Below are 15,622 nucleotides of genomic sequence, written 5' to 3'. Positions count from 1 at the left end.
GTTTACCTCCCAGTTGATCAATATGTGTTTTCAAGCCCGTACCAGCCGTAGACTTCCACCGGAGTATCATGCGCCTTCAGGTGGGCCATAAGCTGTGCGTAAAGGTTTTTGAGAGCGCACGGGTTTTCCGTCGGGCTGTTCTGAAGCGGGTCTTCAATGACATTGTAAAGGCGGGTGCCGAGATCATCGAAGGATTTCAGATCGTTCCCCGGCGGGCGCGGCGCCGCCGCGAGGGCATCGAAAGCGACGAGCGGGACCCCTTGGGTGAAATCGAACGGCGGTGCCAGCCGTGCCGTCTTCAACTCATCGATACCGAACGGCATCGTCATATGCGCCGGAGCAAGCGTGTATTCCACAAGCCCCTCGCGATGAATATCCGGCGGATAATGATAGAGAACCCACTCACCATCGGTGACGCCGAGCGGACCGGAAAACAGACCGAAGATCGCAGAGTCGCGGACCTTCTCGTCGCGCGCCAGGACCGGCAGCAGGTTGTGGCCTCGAACTTCGGGCGGTATTTCGAGGCCATGGATCGCCAGGAAGGTGGGCATCAGATCGATCGTCTGGGTCAGCGCCTCGCGCCTCGTCCCCGCTTCGCCCTGATGGTCCGGATGATGGATGATCAAGGGGATATGGGAGATCTCCTCGTAATAAGGCATGCGAGCCTTGCCCCACCACCCATGTTCGGAAAGAAGAAAACCGTGGTCGGTGGAAAGCACGATGCATGTGTCCTTCCACATGTCGTGCTCGTCCATATAGTCGAGCAGCCGGCCGAAATATTCGTCGCACATGGCGACCAGTGCGGCATAGTTGGCGCGGATTTCGGCGATCTCTTCCGGATTTTCTGCAACGCGTTCGTAATGCGGCCAATCCAGGACCTTGCCGTCGTAACCTTCGGAATACTGTTTCTTGAAACGATCCGGCGCATGGAACGGCTCATGCGGATCGAAGCATTCCAGCATCAGGAACCAATCGTCAGCCGCCCGATTCCGGTCGAGGAATTTGAATGCGGATGAAAAGCATCGTGGCCCCGGGAAATCAGCCTCATCGATGATTTCCGTGCGGTTCACCGAATGCTGCAGCCGCTTGTCCGGCTTGACGGTGTTGTAGTGACGCTCGTCGAATTGCTCGCGAATACGATCGAGAGGCGGCTTAACCAGCGCGACCCAGGGATCGTATTCCTGCCCACGAATATAGTCGTAGCTCGAGAACTTCGTGTGAAAACCGTGGCCGCCATCCTCGAAGTAGTGCAGATGGTCCGAGATCAGGTGCGTATAGATTCCCGCCTTCTTCATCTGCTGGACGAAGGAATTGTCATAGGGCTCCATCGGCCCCCAGGAGCGGTGCATGAAATTGAGCCTACCTGTGTGCAGGTCGCGGCGCGCCGGCATGCACGGCAGGGAGCCGACATAGTGCCTATCGAAGGTGACCGCGCGCTCTGCAAAGCGGTCGAAATTCGGCGTCTTCACAGATTTGCCGCCGTAGGCGCCGAGCGTCGTGCGGTTCAGCGAGTCGAACAGGACGAAAATAGTTTTCATGGATCCTCCGGTCTCGCAAAGAACACATCGATGCGATAAAGGAAAATACCTATTGGTGAACTATCGATGAGGAAAAGTTATCGGAATGCGTCTTCTCGTATCGCGCCACCTGGAAAATTTCCTGGTCACCTATGAAGCCCTCAACCTGCATGATGCCGCGGATCTAAAGGGGATATCCCAGCCGGCCCTGAGCAAGAGCCTGAAACTTTTGGAAGAAGAGATCGGCGCAGCTTTATTTATCCGTACCAGCCGCGGTCTTGAACCGACACCTGCGGGGGATACCCTGCACAAATATGCGCGCAGGCTCGATCAGGATGCGCGTTTCGCCTCGATCGACCTGCAGCGATCGGTCGACAATCTTTACGGCAGGATGCGGATCGGGATCGGCCCCGTCCTTGCAACCACGACCTTTCCCAAGATCATCGCCCAGTTTCATCGCCAATTCCCGCAGATCTCCGTCACCGTCGAGACCGGGGTATCGAGCACGCTGATTGGCGCGCTTCATCGGGACCATCTCGATGTCGTCGTTTCGGCCCTACCGGAGACCGCCATTCCTGACAGCATGGTGTCGATGCCGCTGTTCAAGAGCGAGATGATCGCGATCGGACGTAAGGGGCATCCCCTCGCCCACCAAGTTTCCAGCTATGAACAGGTGTCGGAACTGGGTCGCGTCGGATTCGTCGAGGATCGCGAATTCGAACGGAATGCCGCGAAGGCTCTCGGGCAGAAAGCGGAACGCTTTTCACCGATCCTGCAGACCACATCGCTTTCGGTGATGTTCGGCATGCTCGCCGAGACAGATTATTACGCCATCGTCAGCGACATGATCCTGCCGCGGGCTCTGGAAAGCGGGCTTGTGGAGCTGCAATGCGATGGAGAACTTTGGTCGATCACCATCGGCGTTGTCTGCAAAGTCTCAATTTCGGAATCGCGGGCAATCGTTGCCCTCAGAAAGGCGCTGGCGCAGAGCCGAGACTAAACGCTCGACCCGATCGCGGACGATCTGCATCGTCATGCTTCCAGGCCGGGCCGCAGCCGGACGCGATCCGCCATCGTAGATCGATGCGAGCGCCAGCAGCCCGTTGGTATGAGCAGCCACCCGCTTGAAAGGGCTAGCGGCCGCTGTCGAAAAGCAGCTCGAGCTGAAAGTTGTGAGAGCCGCCACGAGCCGTCGCGGTCAGGGCTCCAGCCTCGCGCAGTTCCTTGCGCGACAGGCGATCGTGGGTCGCGGGTTCGATGCAGAAGACGTTGATGCCCTCGCGGCCATTGCGCAAAGTCTGCAGGAACGGCAGTTTCCGTCCGTCGTATTTCAGGCGGAAGTGCGCACCACCATCGGCGGCCGTAAGCTTTACCTCGGATATCGCCGCATCGGACGGACGGACCTTGATTGCGTTCTCCGATAGGCAATCATTGGAGATGTCGGCACCGTTCAGGCTAACTGTACTCGCGGCTGTCACCGCTGGGAACCCGAGATTGATGTGATACATAGCCATCACTGGCAGATCACCCGATAACACCGTGACGCGATCGGAAACCACAAGCGAACGGCCGCCAAGCGGCACGTAGATATGCCGCTGCAGCCGGATGGCGCCGTAATTCAGATTGAACTGGGTCACCTCGGCCTTGATCCGGAATAGACATTCGTCACCGTCCCAGATCGTGTCGGTGGCGATGATAGTGGCCGGCATGTGCATCATGTTACCATGCAGCGGGAAATTGCGGCCCTCGTCTGTTTCCGGCTGGCGGATGTGGTCGAAGCCACAGGTCGCCATCAGCCCGGACAGGGCATTGTTGGCGCCGATCGAATAAGGCGCAGGCATGCCCATCGGACTGATCCAGCCGAAAGGGATATTGTTGCACCAGACCTGGCCGATATCGCAACAGCGATCCGGCAGCAGATCGATCCGCAAGCCGCCGCCGCTGTCGATCTGGAGCAGGCGCATGCCGCGACCCGAGCCGTCATCGACACTCAGTTTCTTGAAACCAGCCACATGCATCAGATCAGGGAAGACCCGTCCGAGTTCCTGTTTCGTAAAAGCCTGGCCGAACAACATCACCATCTCGATACCTCGCACATTTCGGGTGAATATTCATCCGACCAGGAGATTGTCGCCGCTTGCGGCGTCGAAAACATGCCAGCGGTCGATAGTCGGCATGACGCTGAGGACATCGTTCGCCGAAGGCGCAGCCGCCATGCCCTCCGGCACCCGAACGCCGATGGGGCCGAATGACGATTGGCCGAAGATGAAAATCTCGTGCCCCAGCCATTCCACGACATTCACCTTGATCGCCAGGGCTCCCGCCGTTCCCGGCGGAACGATCTCCATATGCTCCGGGCGCACACCGACTTTGACCTGCATTCCGTGTTTCAGGGCGAGTGCGAACTTAGACTGGAGCTCAGCAGAAACCGGCATGGGCATGCCGCCGGCGCCGCCGAACCGGAAGCCGCCGTCGATCACCTCAAGCTGGCCGGCCAGCAGGTTCATTTCAGGCGTGCCGATGAAGGTCGCGACAAAAATGTTCTTCGGCCGGAGATAGAGGTCCTGCGGCGAGCCGATCTGTTGCAGCTTACCATCCTTCAGAAGCGCGATGCGATCCGCCATCGTCATCGCTTCCACCTGATCATGGGTAACGAAGATCGAGGTGGCGTTCAGCCGTTCATGCAGGCGGCGGATCTCGATACGGGTCTGCGCGCGCAGCTTGGCATCGAGGTTGGAAAGCGGTTCGTCGAACAGAAAAAGCTTTGGGTTGCGCACGACGCAACGCCCCATGGCCACGCGCTGGCGCTGGCCACCGGACAACTGGCCAGGCTTGCGGTTTTCCAGTCCGCCGAGATCGAGCATGATCACAGCTTCCTTGACGCGCCGCTCGATCTCTGCCGGATCTTCGCCGCGCATCCTGAGTGCGAAGGACATGTTGTCCTTGACTGTCATATGCGGGTAAAGCGCGTAGGACTGGAAGACCATGGCAAGATCGCGCGCCGACGGATCCAGATGGGTAATGTCCTCGCCATCGACCAGGATCTTTCCCGAAGTGGTTTCCTCGAGCCCGGCGATCATCTTCAGCAGCGTGGATTTTCCGCTGCCTGAAGGTCCGACCAGAACCAGGAATTCACCGGATGTAATCTCAAAGTCGATGCCGGGGATGACCTGCACCGCGCCATAGGATTTGCCGACTTTCTGAAGCTGCAAGTGTGCCATTGGTTTTCCTACTTGACGGCGCCGGCCAATAGGCCGCGCACGACGAAACGCTGACCGAACATGATGAAAGCTAGTGCCGGGATCATTGAAAGCATCGATGCCGCCGCCATCTGGCCATAGAGGATCTGATGCTCCTGGGCGAAGGTGGCGATCGCAACGGGGGCGGTCATCGTGTCCTTGTTGGAGAGATTAAGAGCGACGGCGAAGTCGCTCCAGGCCGAGATGAAGGTGAGAGCTCCCGCCGCCGCCATGCCGCCGAGTGACAGTGGCAGGATGAGATGGCGGAACACCTGCGCATAGGTGCAGCCGTCCAGCCGCGCTGCCTGCACCAGTTCCCTGGGGATATTCATGACGAACCCGATCATCAGGAACAGCGCCATCGGCAGCCCCTGCACGACCTGGGCGGAAATCAGCGCGGTATAGGTGCCGTGCAGGCCCGCCTGCGTGAACATCACATACCAGGACCCGACGAAGGTCAGCGTCGGCAGCATGTGGAAGAGCAGCGCCCAGCCAAGCAGGATGAAACTCACCCAGCGCGGCGGCTGCAACCGCGCCACGGTGAAGGCGGCGAGCGTCGCAATGATCAGCACGATGACAGTCGAGGCGACCGACACCACCGCGCTGTTCCACAGGTTCCACAGGAAGTGGGACTGCCGGGAATTGATGATCAGCTGGTAGTTGATCAGCGTGACCGGCGCGGTGGTGGTGCCCATCAGGATATCGATCTGTCGCTTGAAGGAATTCGACAGGATCCAGAACATCGGCCCGAGGATGATCAGAGCATAACCCCAGGCCATCACATTGCCGCCGATATTGCCAAAATCTCTCCTGGCTTTCATGACGAAGCCTCCTGCCTGCGCCTGCGGCGGACAACGGTGTTTGCGAGCACGATCAGCACCGCGACGCCGAAGATGGTGACAAGTGACATGGCCGCACCCATGCCGGCCCGGTCCTGTGCAAAGAAGACGCGATTGATCGAGAAATTGATGACTTCGGTCGCCGTGCCGGGACCGCCGCCCGTCAGCAGGAAGATTTCGTCGAAGACCTTGAAGGAGAGGATCATGCGGAATGCCAGGGTGATGAGAATGGTTGGCATCATCAGCGGGATCGTAATGTAGCGCAGTTCCTGCCAGCGGCTTTTGACGTCCAGTTTCGCGGCATCGAACACCTCCTGGTCCAGAGATTCGAGACCGGCAAGCGTCAGAAGGAAGACGAACGGCGTCCAGTGCCAGACATCGACGATGATGACGGACATCAGCGCAAATCGGGGATCTCCGAGCCAGTCCACCATCGGCAGCCCGAAGAAAGTGAGCATCGAATTGACCGCACCGAAATCGCGGCCGAGGAGAAGACGCCACATGGCGCCAATGACGATCGGCGGAATGACGATCGGCAGAAGAAAGACAGCGGTCAGGACACTGCGGCCGATCTTCGATGCGCGGCGGACTGCCAGTGCCATCGTGAAGCCGAAGAACATCTGCAGGGTGACGGCGCATACGGCAAAGACGATTGTATTCCTGACGCCAGCCCAGTAGACCCTCTCGCCCGTGAACAACTCGTGGAAATTCTGCAGGCCGACGAAATTGGTGACCGCGGAGCCGGATGCCCATTTGACATCGGAAACGCTTAGATGCGCCAGGTTGATGACCGGCCATATGGAAAGTACGGCAAGGACGATGACTGCCGGCGCGAGAGAGCCTATTCGCCACCACAGATTGGCGCGTTCGATCTTCGCCGCGTCTAGTGAACGTGTCGCCATGTTGAGGTTGCTCCATGAAGGGAGTGTCCGGGGCGAATGCCCCGGACACTATCGGCTTACAGCATCTTGGGAGGCGTAAGCTTGTAGCCTGCCGCGGTCAGAACCTGGTGCAGTTCATTTGCTGCTCCATTCAGGGCATCCTTGGCGGAAATCTCTCCAATAACGGCCCTGTTGAGATAGAGCGAGATGATCTCCTTCACCCGAACGCCTTCCTTGAGCGGCGTGTTCATCTTGGCGACGTCCGCGTTGTCGGAAAACGCCTTGATGAAGCGGTAGGCCGGATCCTTTGCAAGTTTGGTATCGCCGAGGTCCTTGCGGATGGGAATGCCGCCAGCTTCGGTATAGGCGACCTGAGTGTCCTTCTTGAGGAACCATGTAAGAAATGCCAGGGCTGTCTTCTGGTTGGCTTCCGGCACGTTTTTCGGAATGCCCGCCATCCACTGGCCAGCCACCGAGGCATGCTTTCCGCCTGTTCCTGCCGGGAGCAAAGCTGTCTCGATCGTATCGGTAACGATCGATTTGTTGGGATCCTGAAGGTCGGCGACGGCAGCGATCACCGCGACGCCCTGTGCGGCCTTGCCGGTTGAAAGAAGTTGGATCAATTCAGCTTGCTCAAGCGCGCCGGCGTTTCCGGTTCCCGTTTCCCTGTTCAGCTTGATGAACATTTCAAGCGCCTGCAGGCCCGCCGGGCTGTTGAGCGTGACCGAATAATCGCCGGATTCCGGATTGGCGAAATAACTGCCGCCATAGCTGAACAGGACCGGCGAGAAATCGAAGAGGATCGATTCGCGCGTGTTGCGGGCGATGAAACCATACATTTTCGGCGGGTTATGTAATGCCTTGGCATTTGCGTAGAGCTGGTCCCAAGTCTCCGGAACCTTCAGCCCGGCCTGCTTGTAGACGTCGCTGCGGTAATAGAGCGCAAGCACGTTGCCGTTTGTCGGTACGCTGTAGAGATCGCCCTTGGAATCGAAGCTATTCGCCTTGACATTCCAGTAGGCGGAACTGCCGAAATCCAGCACGCCGTCCGGCAGACTGAAACCGGGATCGATTTCCTTGAGCGGCCTCAGGAAACCGCCGGCATACATCTCGGCCAGCCCCTGCACATTGATATTGATGAGGTCGTAAGAGCCCTGTTGCGCCCGCACCGAGTTGCGCATCTTGTCGACCATGCCGCCGAACGGCGTCACATCCAGCTGGAACTTTGTGCCCGTTTCCTTCTGGTACTGATCGACCAGCGATACGAACGAGTTCAGCCAGGGCGACTGGCTGATCAGGATCCGGATCGTCTTCGCATCCTGCGCAAGAGCCGGCGTCGTCAGGCATGCTGCCAGCGACAGACCGGCGAACAGTCGCGCGAGCGCTCTCCTAGTGTATTTCCCATGTTTAACATCAGACATGTCAGTTTCTCCTCCCTGACTTGATTTCTCGAATACTAAAATCTTCTAGGAATTCTCAAGACCCATCCACCTGAAGAATTCCGGCGTTGCAGAATGCTGTTCGAGAATGGTCGATATCTCCCGCTTAAAGCGCTCCACTATCTCGGGTTCATCCAATGGATTTTGCTGATACGGGTCCGCCACGTTGTCATAGAGCGCGGTCCCGAAGCTCTTGAAATGAGTGCGATCGCCGCCCGGCGGTCGGCGAGCATCGTTCAGGGCCTGGATGCTCAGCACCGGCACGCCTTTGGTGAAAGGCAAGGGCGCGTGAAGCCCAGCTGTCTTCAACTCCCTGAGGTCGAAAAAATGGTGCAGATGCGTCGGCATCAGGGTGTATTCCCTTAGGCTCTCGTCATCGAGATCGGGCGGATAGAGGAAGCAGGTATGCCTGCCGTCCGTGACACCGATCGCGCCGCCGAACATGCCGAAAATCACCGATCGCTCCTGACTATCACTCTCTGCAAGATCGAGAACCGATCTCCCCTGTACTTCGGGAGGGATTTCCTGGCCGAAGATCTTCAGGATCGTCGGCATCAGGTCCGGCGTCTGTGTGACGACATTCGTGCGGGTGCCCTTGAGCGCTCCTAGATCCGGATGGTGCACGATGAGAGGAATATGCGAGATTTCCTCGTAATAAGGCATCACGTTCTTCGCCCACCAGTCATGCTCGGAGAGCAGATAACCGTGGTCAGTCGTCAGGATAAGGCAAGTGTCCTTCCAGAGATCGTGCTCATCGAAATAATCCAGCAGCCTGCCGAAATATTCGTCGCACATCGCCACAAGGGCCGCGTAGTTGGCGCGGATCTCGGCGATCTCGTCCTCACTCTCCGTGACCGGGGAATATTTCGGCCAGTCGATGATCGGACCGTCGTAGTTGGTTTTCAAGCCGTCGCGAAAACGCTTCGGTGTATAGAATGGCTCGTGCGGATCGAAACATTCCAGGTGCAGCATCCAGTCGTCGGCACCGCGATTGTCGTTAAGGAACTGAAACGCACGATCGAAGCATTGCGCGGCGGGAAAATCCGCCTCTTCCTTGATGAATTCGCGATTGATCTGATGCTGCAGCCGGTTCGCCTGGTTTGGACCGTTGTAGTGCCGGTTGGAATATTCTGTTTTGAAGCGATCCAGAGGCGGCTTCACCAGGGCCTTCCAAGTATCGTATTCCTGGCCGCGAACGAAATCCCACGTGGAATAGCGCGAATGATAGGTCGCTCCGCCATCCTCGAAATAATGGAAATGGTCGGTCAGAAGATGGGTATGGATGCCGCCCTTTTTCAGAATCTCCGGCATGGAATTATCAAAGGGTTCCAGCGGCCCCCAGGATCGGTGCATGAAATTGAGGCGACCCGTATGCAGGTCCCGACGTGCCGGCATGCAGGGCAGGCTACCGACATAGTGGTTGTCGAACGTCAGAGCGCGTGCAGCGAACCGATCGAAATTCGGTGTTGGGACCGCCGTCCCGCCATAGCAACCCAAAGCCAGCCTGTTCAATGAATCGAACAGCACAAAAACTGCGCGCATCGGTGATCCTCCACGACCGGAAACTAGCCCTACTCACCGGCTTGCGCTAATACCTCTCACATCGACGTCGATAACCTGAGGATATCGCACATGGCGATGCACCACATCTGGCGCCTGCACCATTTCCTGAATGTCGCCGAACAAGGCAGCTTCCACGCCGCCTCGCGCGCAATCAATGTCAGCCAGCCGGCGCTGACCAAATCGATCCGCCTGCTCGAACAGGATCTTGGTTGCGCACTGTTCGTGCGGCTGCCGGGCGGCGTCCGCTTGACCGAAGCCGGTGAATTGTTCCGGCACCGCGCCCGGGAAATCGAGGCTGCCTGGAACGCATCGCTGGTCGAGTTGAAGGTACAGACCAGAGGGCTTGGCGGAGAAATGCGCATCGGTGGTGGACCCGTCTATTCGGCAGTGTATTTTCCGAACATGCTGGCCGACCTACGGGTCAATTTCCCCAATCTGCGGGTTGCGGTCTCGACCGGTGTCGGCGCGGACCTTCTGCCGCTTTTGCAGCGTGGCGATCTTAGGGCTTATGCCGGCGGAATTCCCACCGAAGTCGATGGACTTGGACGCGATTTCATCACCGATATCCTTTACAATCAGGCAAATTCGCTTTTCGCTTCGAACCAGCACCCGTTATTCGACGGAAGGGAAATCACGCCAAGCGCGCTGCTGGATTTTCCCTGGCTTAGCCTATTCAGCGGCGGGCTGGCTAACGGCAAGATCGACCGCTTTTTTGAAGGCCACGGGCTGCCTGCACCCCAATTGGCGCTCGAATCCCATTCGCTGCAGATCGCCTTGAAGATGCTCGTCGAGCACCATTTCATCGCCTGCATGCCTATGCCACTCGCCCAGAGCTATACAACCTTGCAGCTTCGCGAGATTAGCCTGGAAGGTTTCCAATGGAGTATTCCGACCGGCATCACCTATCACAAGTCATCGAGCGATTTTGCGCCGATCCGGGTGATGCGGAAATTCCTCGAGAAGGCGACACCGTTTTCCGCCTCCTCGTGATCTGAATGGTGAGCGTAATCGCAATAATCAAGCCAGCCCATACTGGCCTATATGACTTTTCCAAAGCAGCATTGGACGAAGCTTCACTCGACGAATCCGATCGAACGGCTGAACGGCGAGATCAAGCGAAGGACAGAAGTCGTCGGCATCTTTCCCAACGACGAGGCCATCACCAGTCTCCCCAGGACGAGCAGACTGATTGCAACTGGGGATTTTGGCCGCATCATCTTCGGCCTCAAGTCCTATTGACTGATAACCCCGCGTTCGTCGGTTCGGTCCACGCGTGTACACGCGGCTCCTCGACCAGGCCCGAGGCGAGACTGGCACTTAAATTCCAGCCTCACTTTTGGTTGACAACCGCTGTGCACATTTATCATGTTGGGGCAAACAGGTAAAAGGGAACGTCGATGAACATCCGCAAACATTTCACGTCGATCGCCGCCATCGTGGGGGTGCTTGCTCTCGGTGCAGGCCTGGCAGGCGCTCAGGCACCTGCGTTTTTCAGAATCGGCACGGGCGGGACGGCTGGAACCTATTATCCGATCGGGGGATTGATCGCCAACGCAATTTCAGGCGCCGGCGACAAGGGTGTAGCCGGCCTCGTTTCCACAGCGGTTGCGTCGAACGGATCCGTGGCCAACATCAACGCGATCCAGGGCGGATCAATGGAATCCGGGTTCACCCAATCGGACGTCGCTTATTGGGCGCACAGTGGTACGGGCCTCTACGAAGGAAAAGGCAAAGTCGAGGACCTTCGGCTGATCGCCACTCTGTATCCGGAAACGATCCATCTCGTTGCGCGCAAGGATGCGGGCATCAAATCCGTTGCGGACCTTAAGGGCAAGCGCGTTTCCATTGATGAACCGGGCTCCGGCACGATCGTGGACGCCCGTATCGTGCTCGGTGCCTACGGATTGAAGGAAAGCGATATCAAGGCGGAGCACCTCAAGCCTGGCCCGGCCGGGGACCGCCTGCGGGACGGAGGACTGGATGCCTACTTCTTCGTTGGCGGTTATCCGACCGGGGCGATATCTGAACTGGCCACGTCCAGCGGCATATCGCTTGTCCCGATCAGTGGTCCGGAAGTTGACAAGCTGATGAAGGAGTACACCTTCTTTTCGAAGGACGTCGTCCCGGCAAATACCTACAAGGATGTTGCTGAAACGCCGACGATTTCCGTCGCGGCGCAGTGGGTTACAAGCAGCAAGCAGCCGGACGACCTGGTCTACAAGATCACCAAGGTCATGTGGAACGACGCGACCCGCGCCGCGCTCGATGCCGGGCATGCGAAAGGCAAGATGATCACTCTTCAAAATGCAACAACCAGCCTGGGCATTCCCCTCCATCCGGGCGCAGAGCGATTCTACAAGGAAGCCGGCGTCCTAAAATAGCAGTCGCCAAGCGTGTGATTGGTGATGCGGCGGCAGGCTGAGACCGGCCGCCGCATCACTCGTTTAAAAGCAGGGCCAAGGATTTCCGACATGAGCGACGACACAGCCAGCAAGACCTCTCCGCTGGAGTTGGACGAAGCAAGGGCGCGCGAGCTCGAAGAGCAGTTCGATGCCGAAATCCGCTTCCGGCCCCTGGCACCGCTCGCTGCGCGACTGGTCGGGGCGCTGCTGATCGCGCTGTCCCTCTTTCACTATTACACTGCCGGCTTTGGCCTCCTGTCGGAGGTCTTGCATCGCGGTATCCACCTGTCTTTCGTCCTTGGACTGATATTTCTTGTATTTCCCTTCTCAAGGCGCGGTTACGGCGAGCCAATGCCGTCGACTGTGTTGCGACCACTCGGTATCTCGCTTTTCGATTGGGGCCTGGCGGTGGGTGCTGTCATCGCCGTCATGCACGTGCCATTCATCCCGCTCGATGACCTCGCCTTCCGGGTCGGCAATCCGACGACGACGGATGTCGTGCTGGGAGGCATGCTGGTGCTGGTCCTTCTCGAGGCGACCCGTCGCTCGGTGGGCTGGCCTTTGCCGATCATCGCCGTCCTGTTCATGATCTACTCTCTGTACGGGCCGTCCATGCCGGGAATTCTGGTTCATCCCGGCGCGACTTTCTCGCAATTGATCAATCACCTCTACCTGACCAGCCAGGGCATTTACGGTATCGCGCTCGGCGTCGTCGCGACCTACGTCTTCCATTTCGTACTGTTCGGGGTGTTTGCGACACGTATCGGGCTTGGCCAGCTCTTTCTCGACTGTGCGGCCTGGGTTGCTGGCCGCTACGCCGGCGGCCCTGCCAAGATATCGATTTTTGGCTCGGCACTGTTCGGCATGATCTCGGGCTCGTCGGTCGCCAATACGGTGACTGTCGGTTCCCTGACGATCCCGGCGATGATCCGGCTCGGCTACAAGCGTACATTTGCAGCGGCCGTCGAATCCGCATCGTCCACCGGTGGTCAGATCACCCCGCCGATCATGGGCGCCGCGGCCTTCCTGATGATCGAGTTCCTCAATCTCCCCTACACGACGATCATCCTGGCGGCGATCGTGCCGGCCTTCATGCATTTCTTCGGTGTTCTGGTTCAGGTTCACTTCGAGGCGAAGCGGGAGGGTCTTCGCGGCATGACCGATGACGAAATGCCGGATCTGAAGGAAGCCTTCAAGCGCGACTGGCCGACGGTCATCCCGCTCGTCGTGCTGATCGGCATCCTGCTCTCCGGCTATACGCCTTACCTCGCTGCATTCTGGGGCATCACGCTTTGCATCGCCGTTGGCCTCATCAATCCGCGCCGGCGCATGTCTGTGACGGAAGTGTTCGAGGGTCTTCGGGACGGTGCAAAATACGCGCTCGCGGTGGGCGCGGCCGCAGCAACGGTTGGCATTATCGTCGGGGTCGTGACGCTGACAGGCGTCGGTTTCAAGATCTCCTACATCGTCACGACGACGGCGGCGGAAATGGCCACCTGGGTCGGTACGATGGTTCCGGCCGCCTGGTTCGGCCCCCAGACCCTGACATTGTTATTCACCCTCATCATGACCGGTGTGGTCTGCATTCTAATGGGCTGCGGCATTCCGACGACCGCCAACTACATCATCATGGCAACGATTGCCGCCCCGACACTTGGCATGCTGGGTGTCGAGCCTATCGTCGCTCATTTTTTCGTCTTCTATTACGGAGTGCTTGCCGACATCACACCTCCCGTAGCGCTCGCGGCCTATGCCGCGGCCGGCATGGCGGGGGCCGATCCCTTCAAGACAGGAAACACCGCGTTTCGCCTGGGGTTGGGAAAAGTGCTAGTACCGTTCGTGTTTGTGTTCTCGCCATCTCTCCTGCTCGTGACTGCCAACTTCTCGTGGAGCAATTTTGCGACCGCCTTTGTCGGGTGCGTCCTAGGCATTACATGCCTCGGGTCCGCCCTTTCCGGTTTCCTACTCGTCAGAACCTTTCGGTGGGAGAGAGCACTCCTGATCCTGGCGGCGATCCTGCTGGTTGTCCCTGAACTTGTGTCGTCGCTGGTAGGGCTTCTTTTGGTCGTACCTGTGCTAGTCCGGCAGATCACCGCGATCAGACGGGCGCACGCTTAGCAATGGTCGGTGGTCAGGGTTTGCGAAAGATCGCATAAAGTTGAACCCGCGCCTCCTTAAAATGCATCATTCCATGATATAAGATAAAACCCGGGAGACCAATCCGAAAGCCTGAACCGGTACCGCCACAATGGAAAGGATGCGGATATGGCTGCTCGTGTTGTGATGGCATTGAAAGCGGCCGCGCGAGGCATCGAGGATGCTTTCGGCTGGCTTGTTCTGTGGTGGCCGTTGGCGCCTGCATGCATACTCTTTGGGGCAACAGGGGTCGCTGTCTTTAGCCAAAGCGGCGATACCTTCGCTGTCAGGTTCGTCGCCGGACTCGTGACTATAAGCTTCTACTTCGTGGCTATCTTCGGGAGCCTCCTCAGCGCCATCTTCTTTGCAGGGGTGACCTGGAAGATCTCACAAAACCCTGTTGCCTCTCGACGGCCGAAACAACGCTCCAGCATGAACTTCGACGCGATCTTCTGGCTGCTTGGGAGTATTATCACCGCCCTGTGGCTTGCTCCGCTCACGCTGGCCACGGCCCATATCCCGGTTGTCAGGGATCAGATGTTGCCCTTCTGACCAAGCAGGCCATGAGTTCGCTGCTCATACTATTCGATGTCACCGAGGTCGCGTAGTTTCGACAGCGACTCGACCAGCAACGGCTGATTGGCCAACAAACCTTCGACGTGAATTCTTGCAAGCTCCTCAAGGAGAGCCTCTCCCCTAGGCGTCAGTCGAATCAGGACGCTTCTTCTGTCGTTTTCGGAGGGTATTCGGTTTGCAAGACCAGCCAGCGAGAGGCGGTCGACGAGCTGTACCGCACCGTGGGGGTGCATCAACATCTGCTCCGACAGCTCCCTCATCATGATGCGCCCGCCTGCCGCCGTCTTGATCACCAGCATTGCCTGGTATTGCTGAGACGTGACCTCGGCCTCCGCGAGTGCGACCTCACTGAGCGCCAAAAATCGCCGCATTGCTAGCCGGAAGCCGGCGAGCGCGCCGTACCACGCCGGCGGCACTTCCATTTTTAAGTCCACTTCTTCTGCGCCAGGCATCCAATAAACCTTTCATTGAATCACGCCGTGATATATTATTTGGGTGTCCGCTTGGGAGGACGGTTCGCGTGCGCGCGGCGGATGTACTCGGCATGGTCCGCCTCGAGCACCGTGTCCGCCGCTGCGCGCGCGAATCATAGTTTGTCTTAACGGCGACAGTAAGAGGGGGCTTTTGAAAGTGGCAAGCGTTCCAGCTGGATGGGGGGCGGAACCGCCTCCCACGCTCAAGGAGTGCGGGCTTGATGTGAGCTGTGTCGCCCGGCAATTCGGGTTGTCCGACGCTGAATTCGACCGCTACCTCAATATTGGACTTATAAAAATCGCCCCCGTCGATGATTTGGCCTTAGGTGAAATAACACCATCGTTTACCGTCCAACTCGGCAACAAGGTCTTGACCGTGGCGTTCCAGGACGGCCAGCCCACTGGATACACGATGTGTTACCTGCGTGGAAAAAACTCTGGTTCACTTTCGTGCAGGTAACGCCGGCGGAGAACGGGGCAAGTGGGGCTACCTTTGCCGATGATGTCCGACCTGCCTCGGCCATGAGGCGGATCGCTTAAACCCTCATGTGAGGCGG

Annotated in this window: 13 protein-coding genes and 1 pseudogene; 6 read left to right on the top strand and 8 right to left on the bottom strand. The window is 58.3% G+C overall.

Annotation, left to right across the window (positions count from 1 at the left end):
* Window positions 1-17: 17 nt before the first annotated feature.
* A complete protein-coding gene (locus ACSQ8R_RS26985; protein WP_436256408.1) occupies window positions 18-1,538 on the bottom strand; it encodes a sulfatase in 1,521 nt (506 codons plus the stop codon).
* Window positions 1,539-1,623: 85 nt separating this feature from the next.
* On the opposite strand from ACSQ8R_RS26985, the gene ACSQ8R_RS26980 reads away from it, so the two are divergent.
* Window positions 1,624-2,517, top strand: coding sequence for a LysR family transcriptional regulator (locus tag ACSQ8R_RS26980; protein WP_436256407.1), 894 nt, complete (start codon window positions 1,624-1,626; stop codon window positions 2,515-2,517).
* 133 nt (window positions 2,518-2,650) lie between these two features.
* Here the strand turns inward: ACSQ8R_RS26980 and ACSQ8R_RS26975 are convergent, their stop codons facing one another.
* Genes ACSQ8R_RS26975 through ACSQ8R_RS26950 form a run of 6 tightly spaced genes read right to left on the bottom strand, consistent with a single transcriptional unit; the run spans window position 2,651 to window position 9,457 of the window.
* Window positions 2,651-3,592, bottom strand: a complete 942-nt coding sequence (locus tag ACSQ8R_RS26975; protein WP_436256406.1) for a DUF4432 family protein — start codon at window positions 3,590-3,592, stop codon at window positions 2,651-2,653.
* A gap of 36 nt (window positions 3,593-3,628) precedes the next feature.
* On the bottom strand, window positions 3,629-4,738 hold the full coding sequence (locus ACSQ8R_RS26970) for an ABC transporter ATP-binding protein (protein WP_436256405.1): 1,110 nt from the start codon (window positions 4,736-4,738) through the stop codon (window positions 3,629-3,631).
* An 8-nt stretch (window positions 4,739-4,746) separates the two neighbouring features.
* On the bottom strand, window positions 4,747-5,577 hold the full coding sequence (locus ACSQ8R_RS26965; protein ID WP_436256404.1) for a carbohydrate ABC transporter permease: 831 nt from the start codon (window positions 5,575-5,577) through the stop codon (window positions 4,747-4,749).
* Complete coding sequence (locus ACSQ8R_RS26960) at window positions 5,574-6,497, bottom strand: carbohydrate ABC transporter permease (RefSeq protein ID WP_436256403.1); 924 nt, start codon at window positions 6,495-6,497, stop codon at window positions 5,574-5,576. Before ACSQ8R_RS26960 ends, ACSQ8R_RS26965 begins: the two co-directional genes overlap by 4 nt.
* A gap of 56 nt (window positions 6,498-6,553) precedes the next feature.
* Window positions 6,554-7,897, bottom strand: a complete 1,344-nt coding sequence (locus ACSQ8R_RS26955; RefSeq protein WP_436256402.1) for an extracellular solute-binding protein — start codon at window positions 7,895-7,897, stop codon at window positions 6,554-6,556.
* A 45-nt stretch (window positions 7,898-7,942) separates the two neighbouring features.
* Window positions 7,943-9,457, bottom strand: coding sequence for a sulfatase (locus tag ACSQ8R_RS26950; protein ID WP_436256401.1), 1,515 nt, complete (start codon window positions 9,455-9,457; stop codon window positions 7,943-7,945).
* A gap of 90 nt (window positions 9,458-9,547) precedes the next feature.
* Between ACSQ8R_RS26950 and ACSQ8R_RS26945 the strand changes: the two genes are divergently transcribed.
* The 5 genes and pseudogenes from ACSQ8R_RS26945 (at window position 9,548) to ACSQ8R_RS26925 (ending at window position 14,568) form a co-directional block, all read left to right on the top strand.
* Window positions 9,548-10,468, top strand: coding sequence for a LysR family transcriptional regulator (locus ACSQ8R_RS26945; RefSeq protein WP_436256400.1), 921 nt, complete (start codon window positions 9,548-9,550; stop codon window positions 10,466-10,468).
* A gap of 39 nt (window positions 10,469-10,507) precedes the next feature.
* Window positions 10,508-10,648, top strand: a pseudogene (locus tag ACSQ8R_RS26940) (transposase); the annotation flags it as partial.
* A 227-nt stretch (window positions 10,649-10,875) separates the two neighbouring features.
* Window positions 10,876-11,859 (top strand): TAXI family TRAP transporter solute-binding subunit, encoded by a 984-nt coding sequence (locus ACSQ8R_RS26935; protein WP_436256399.1) that lies wholly within the window; start codon window positions 10,876-10,878, stop codon window positions 11,857-11,859.
* A 90-nt stretch (window positions 11,860-11,949) separates the two neighbouring features.
* On the top strand, window positions 11,950-13,998 hold the full coding sequence (locus tag ACSQ8R_RS26930; RefSeq protein WP_436256398.1) for a TRAP transporter permease: 2,049 nt from the start codon (window positions 11,950-11,952) through the stop codon (window positions 13,996-13,998).
* A gap of 147 nt (window positions 13,999-14,145) precedes the next feature.
* Window positions 14,146-14,568, top strand: a complete 423-nt coding sequence (locus tag ACSQ8R_RS26925; protein ID WP_436256397.1) for a hypothetical protein — start codon at window positions 14,146-14,148, stop codon at window positions 14,566-14,568.
* A gap of 29 nt (window positions 14,569-14,597) precedes the next feature.
* Here the strand turns inward: ACSQ8R_RS26925 and ACSQ8R_RS26920 are convergent, their stop codons facing one another.
* Window positions 14,598-15,044, bottom strand: coding sequence for a MarR family winged helix-turn-helix transcriptional regulator (locus ACSQ8R_RS26920; RefSeq protein ID WP_436256396.1), 447 nt, complete (start codon window positions 15,042-15,044; stop codon window positions 14,598-14,600).
* Between the last annotated feature and the right edge of the window lie 578 nt (window positions 15,045-15,622).

Source organism: Neorhizobium sp. LjRoot104 (assembly GCF_964253725.1).
Lineage (GTDB): Bacteria > Pseudomonadota > Alphaproteobacteria > Rhizobiales > Rhizobiaceae > Neorhizobium.
The sequence above is the reverse complement of the archived record's forward strand: the minus strand, read 5'-3'. Positions and strand labels throughout refer to the sequence as shown.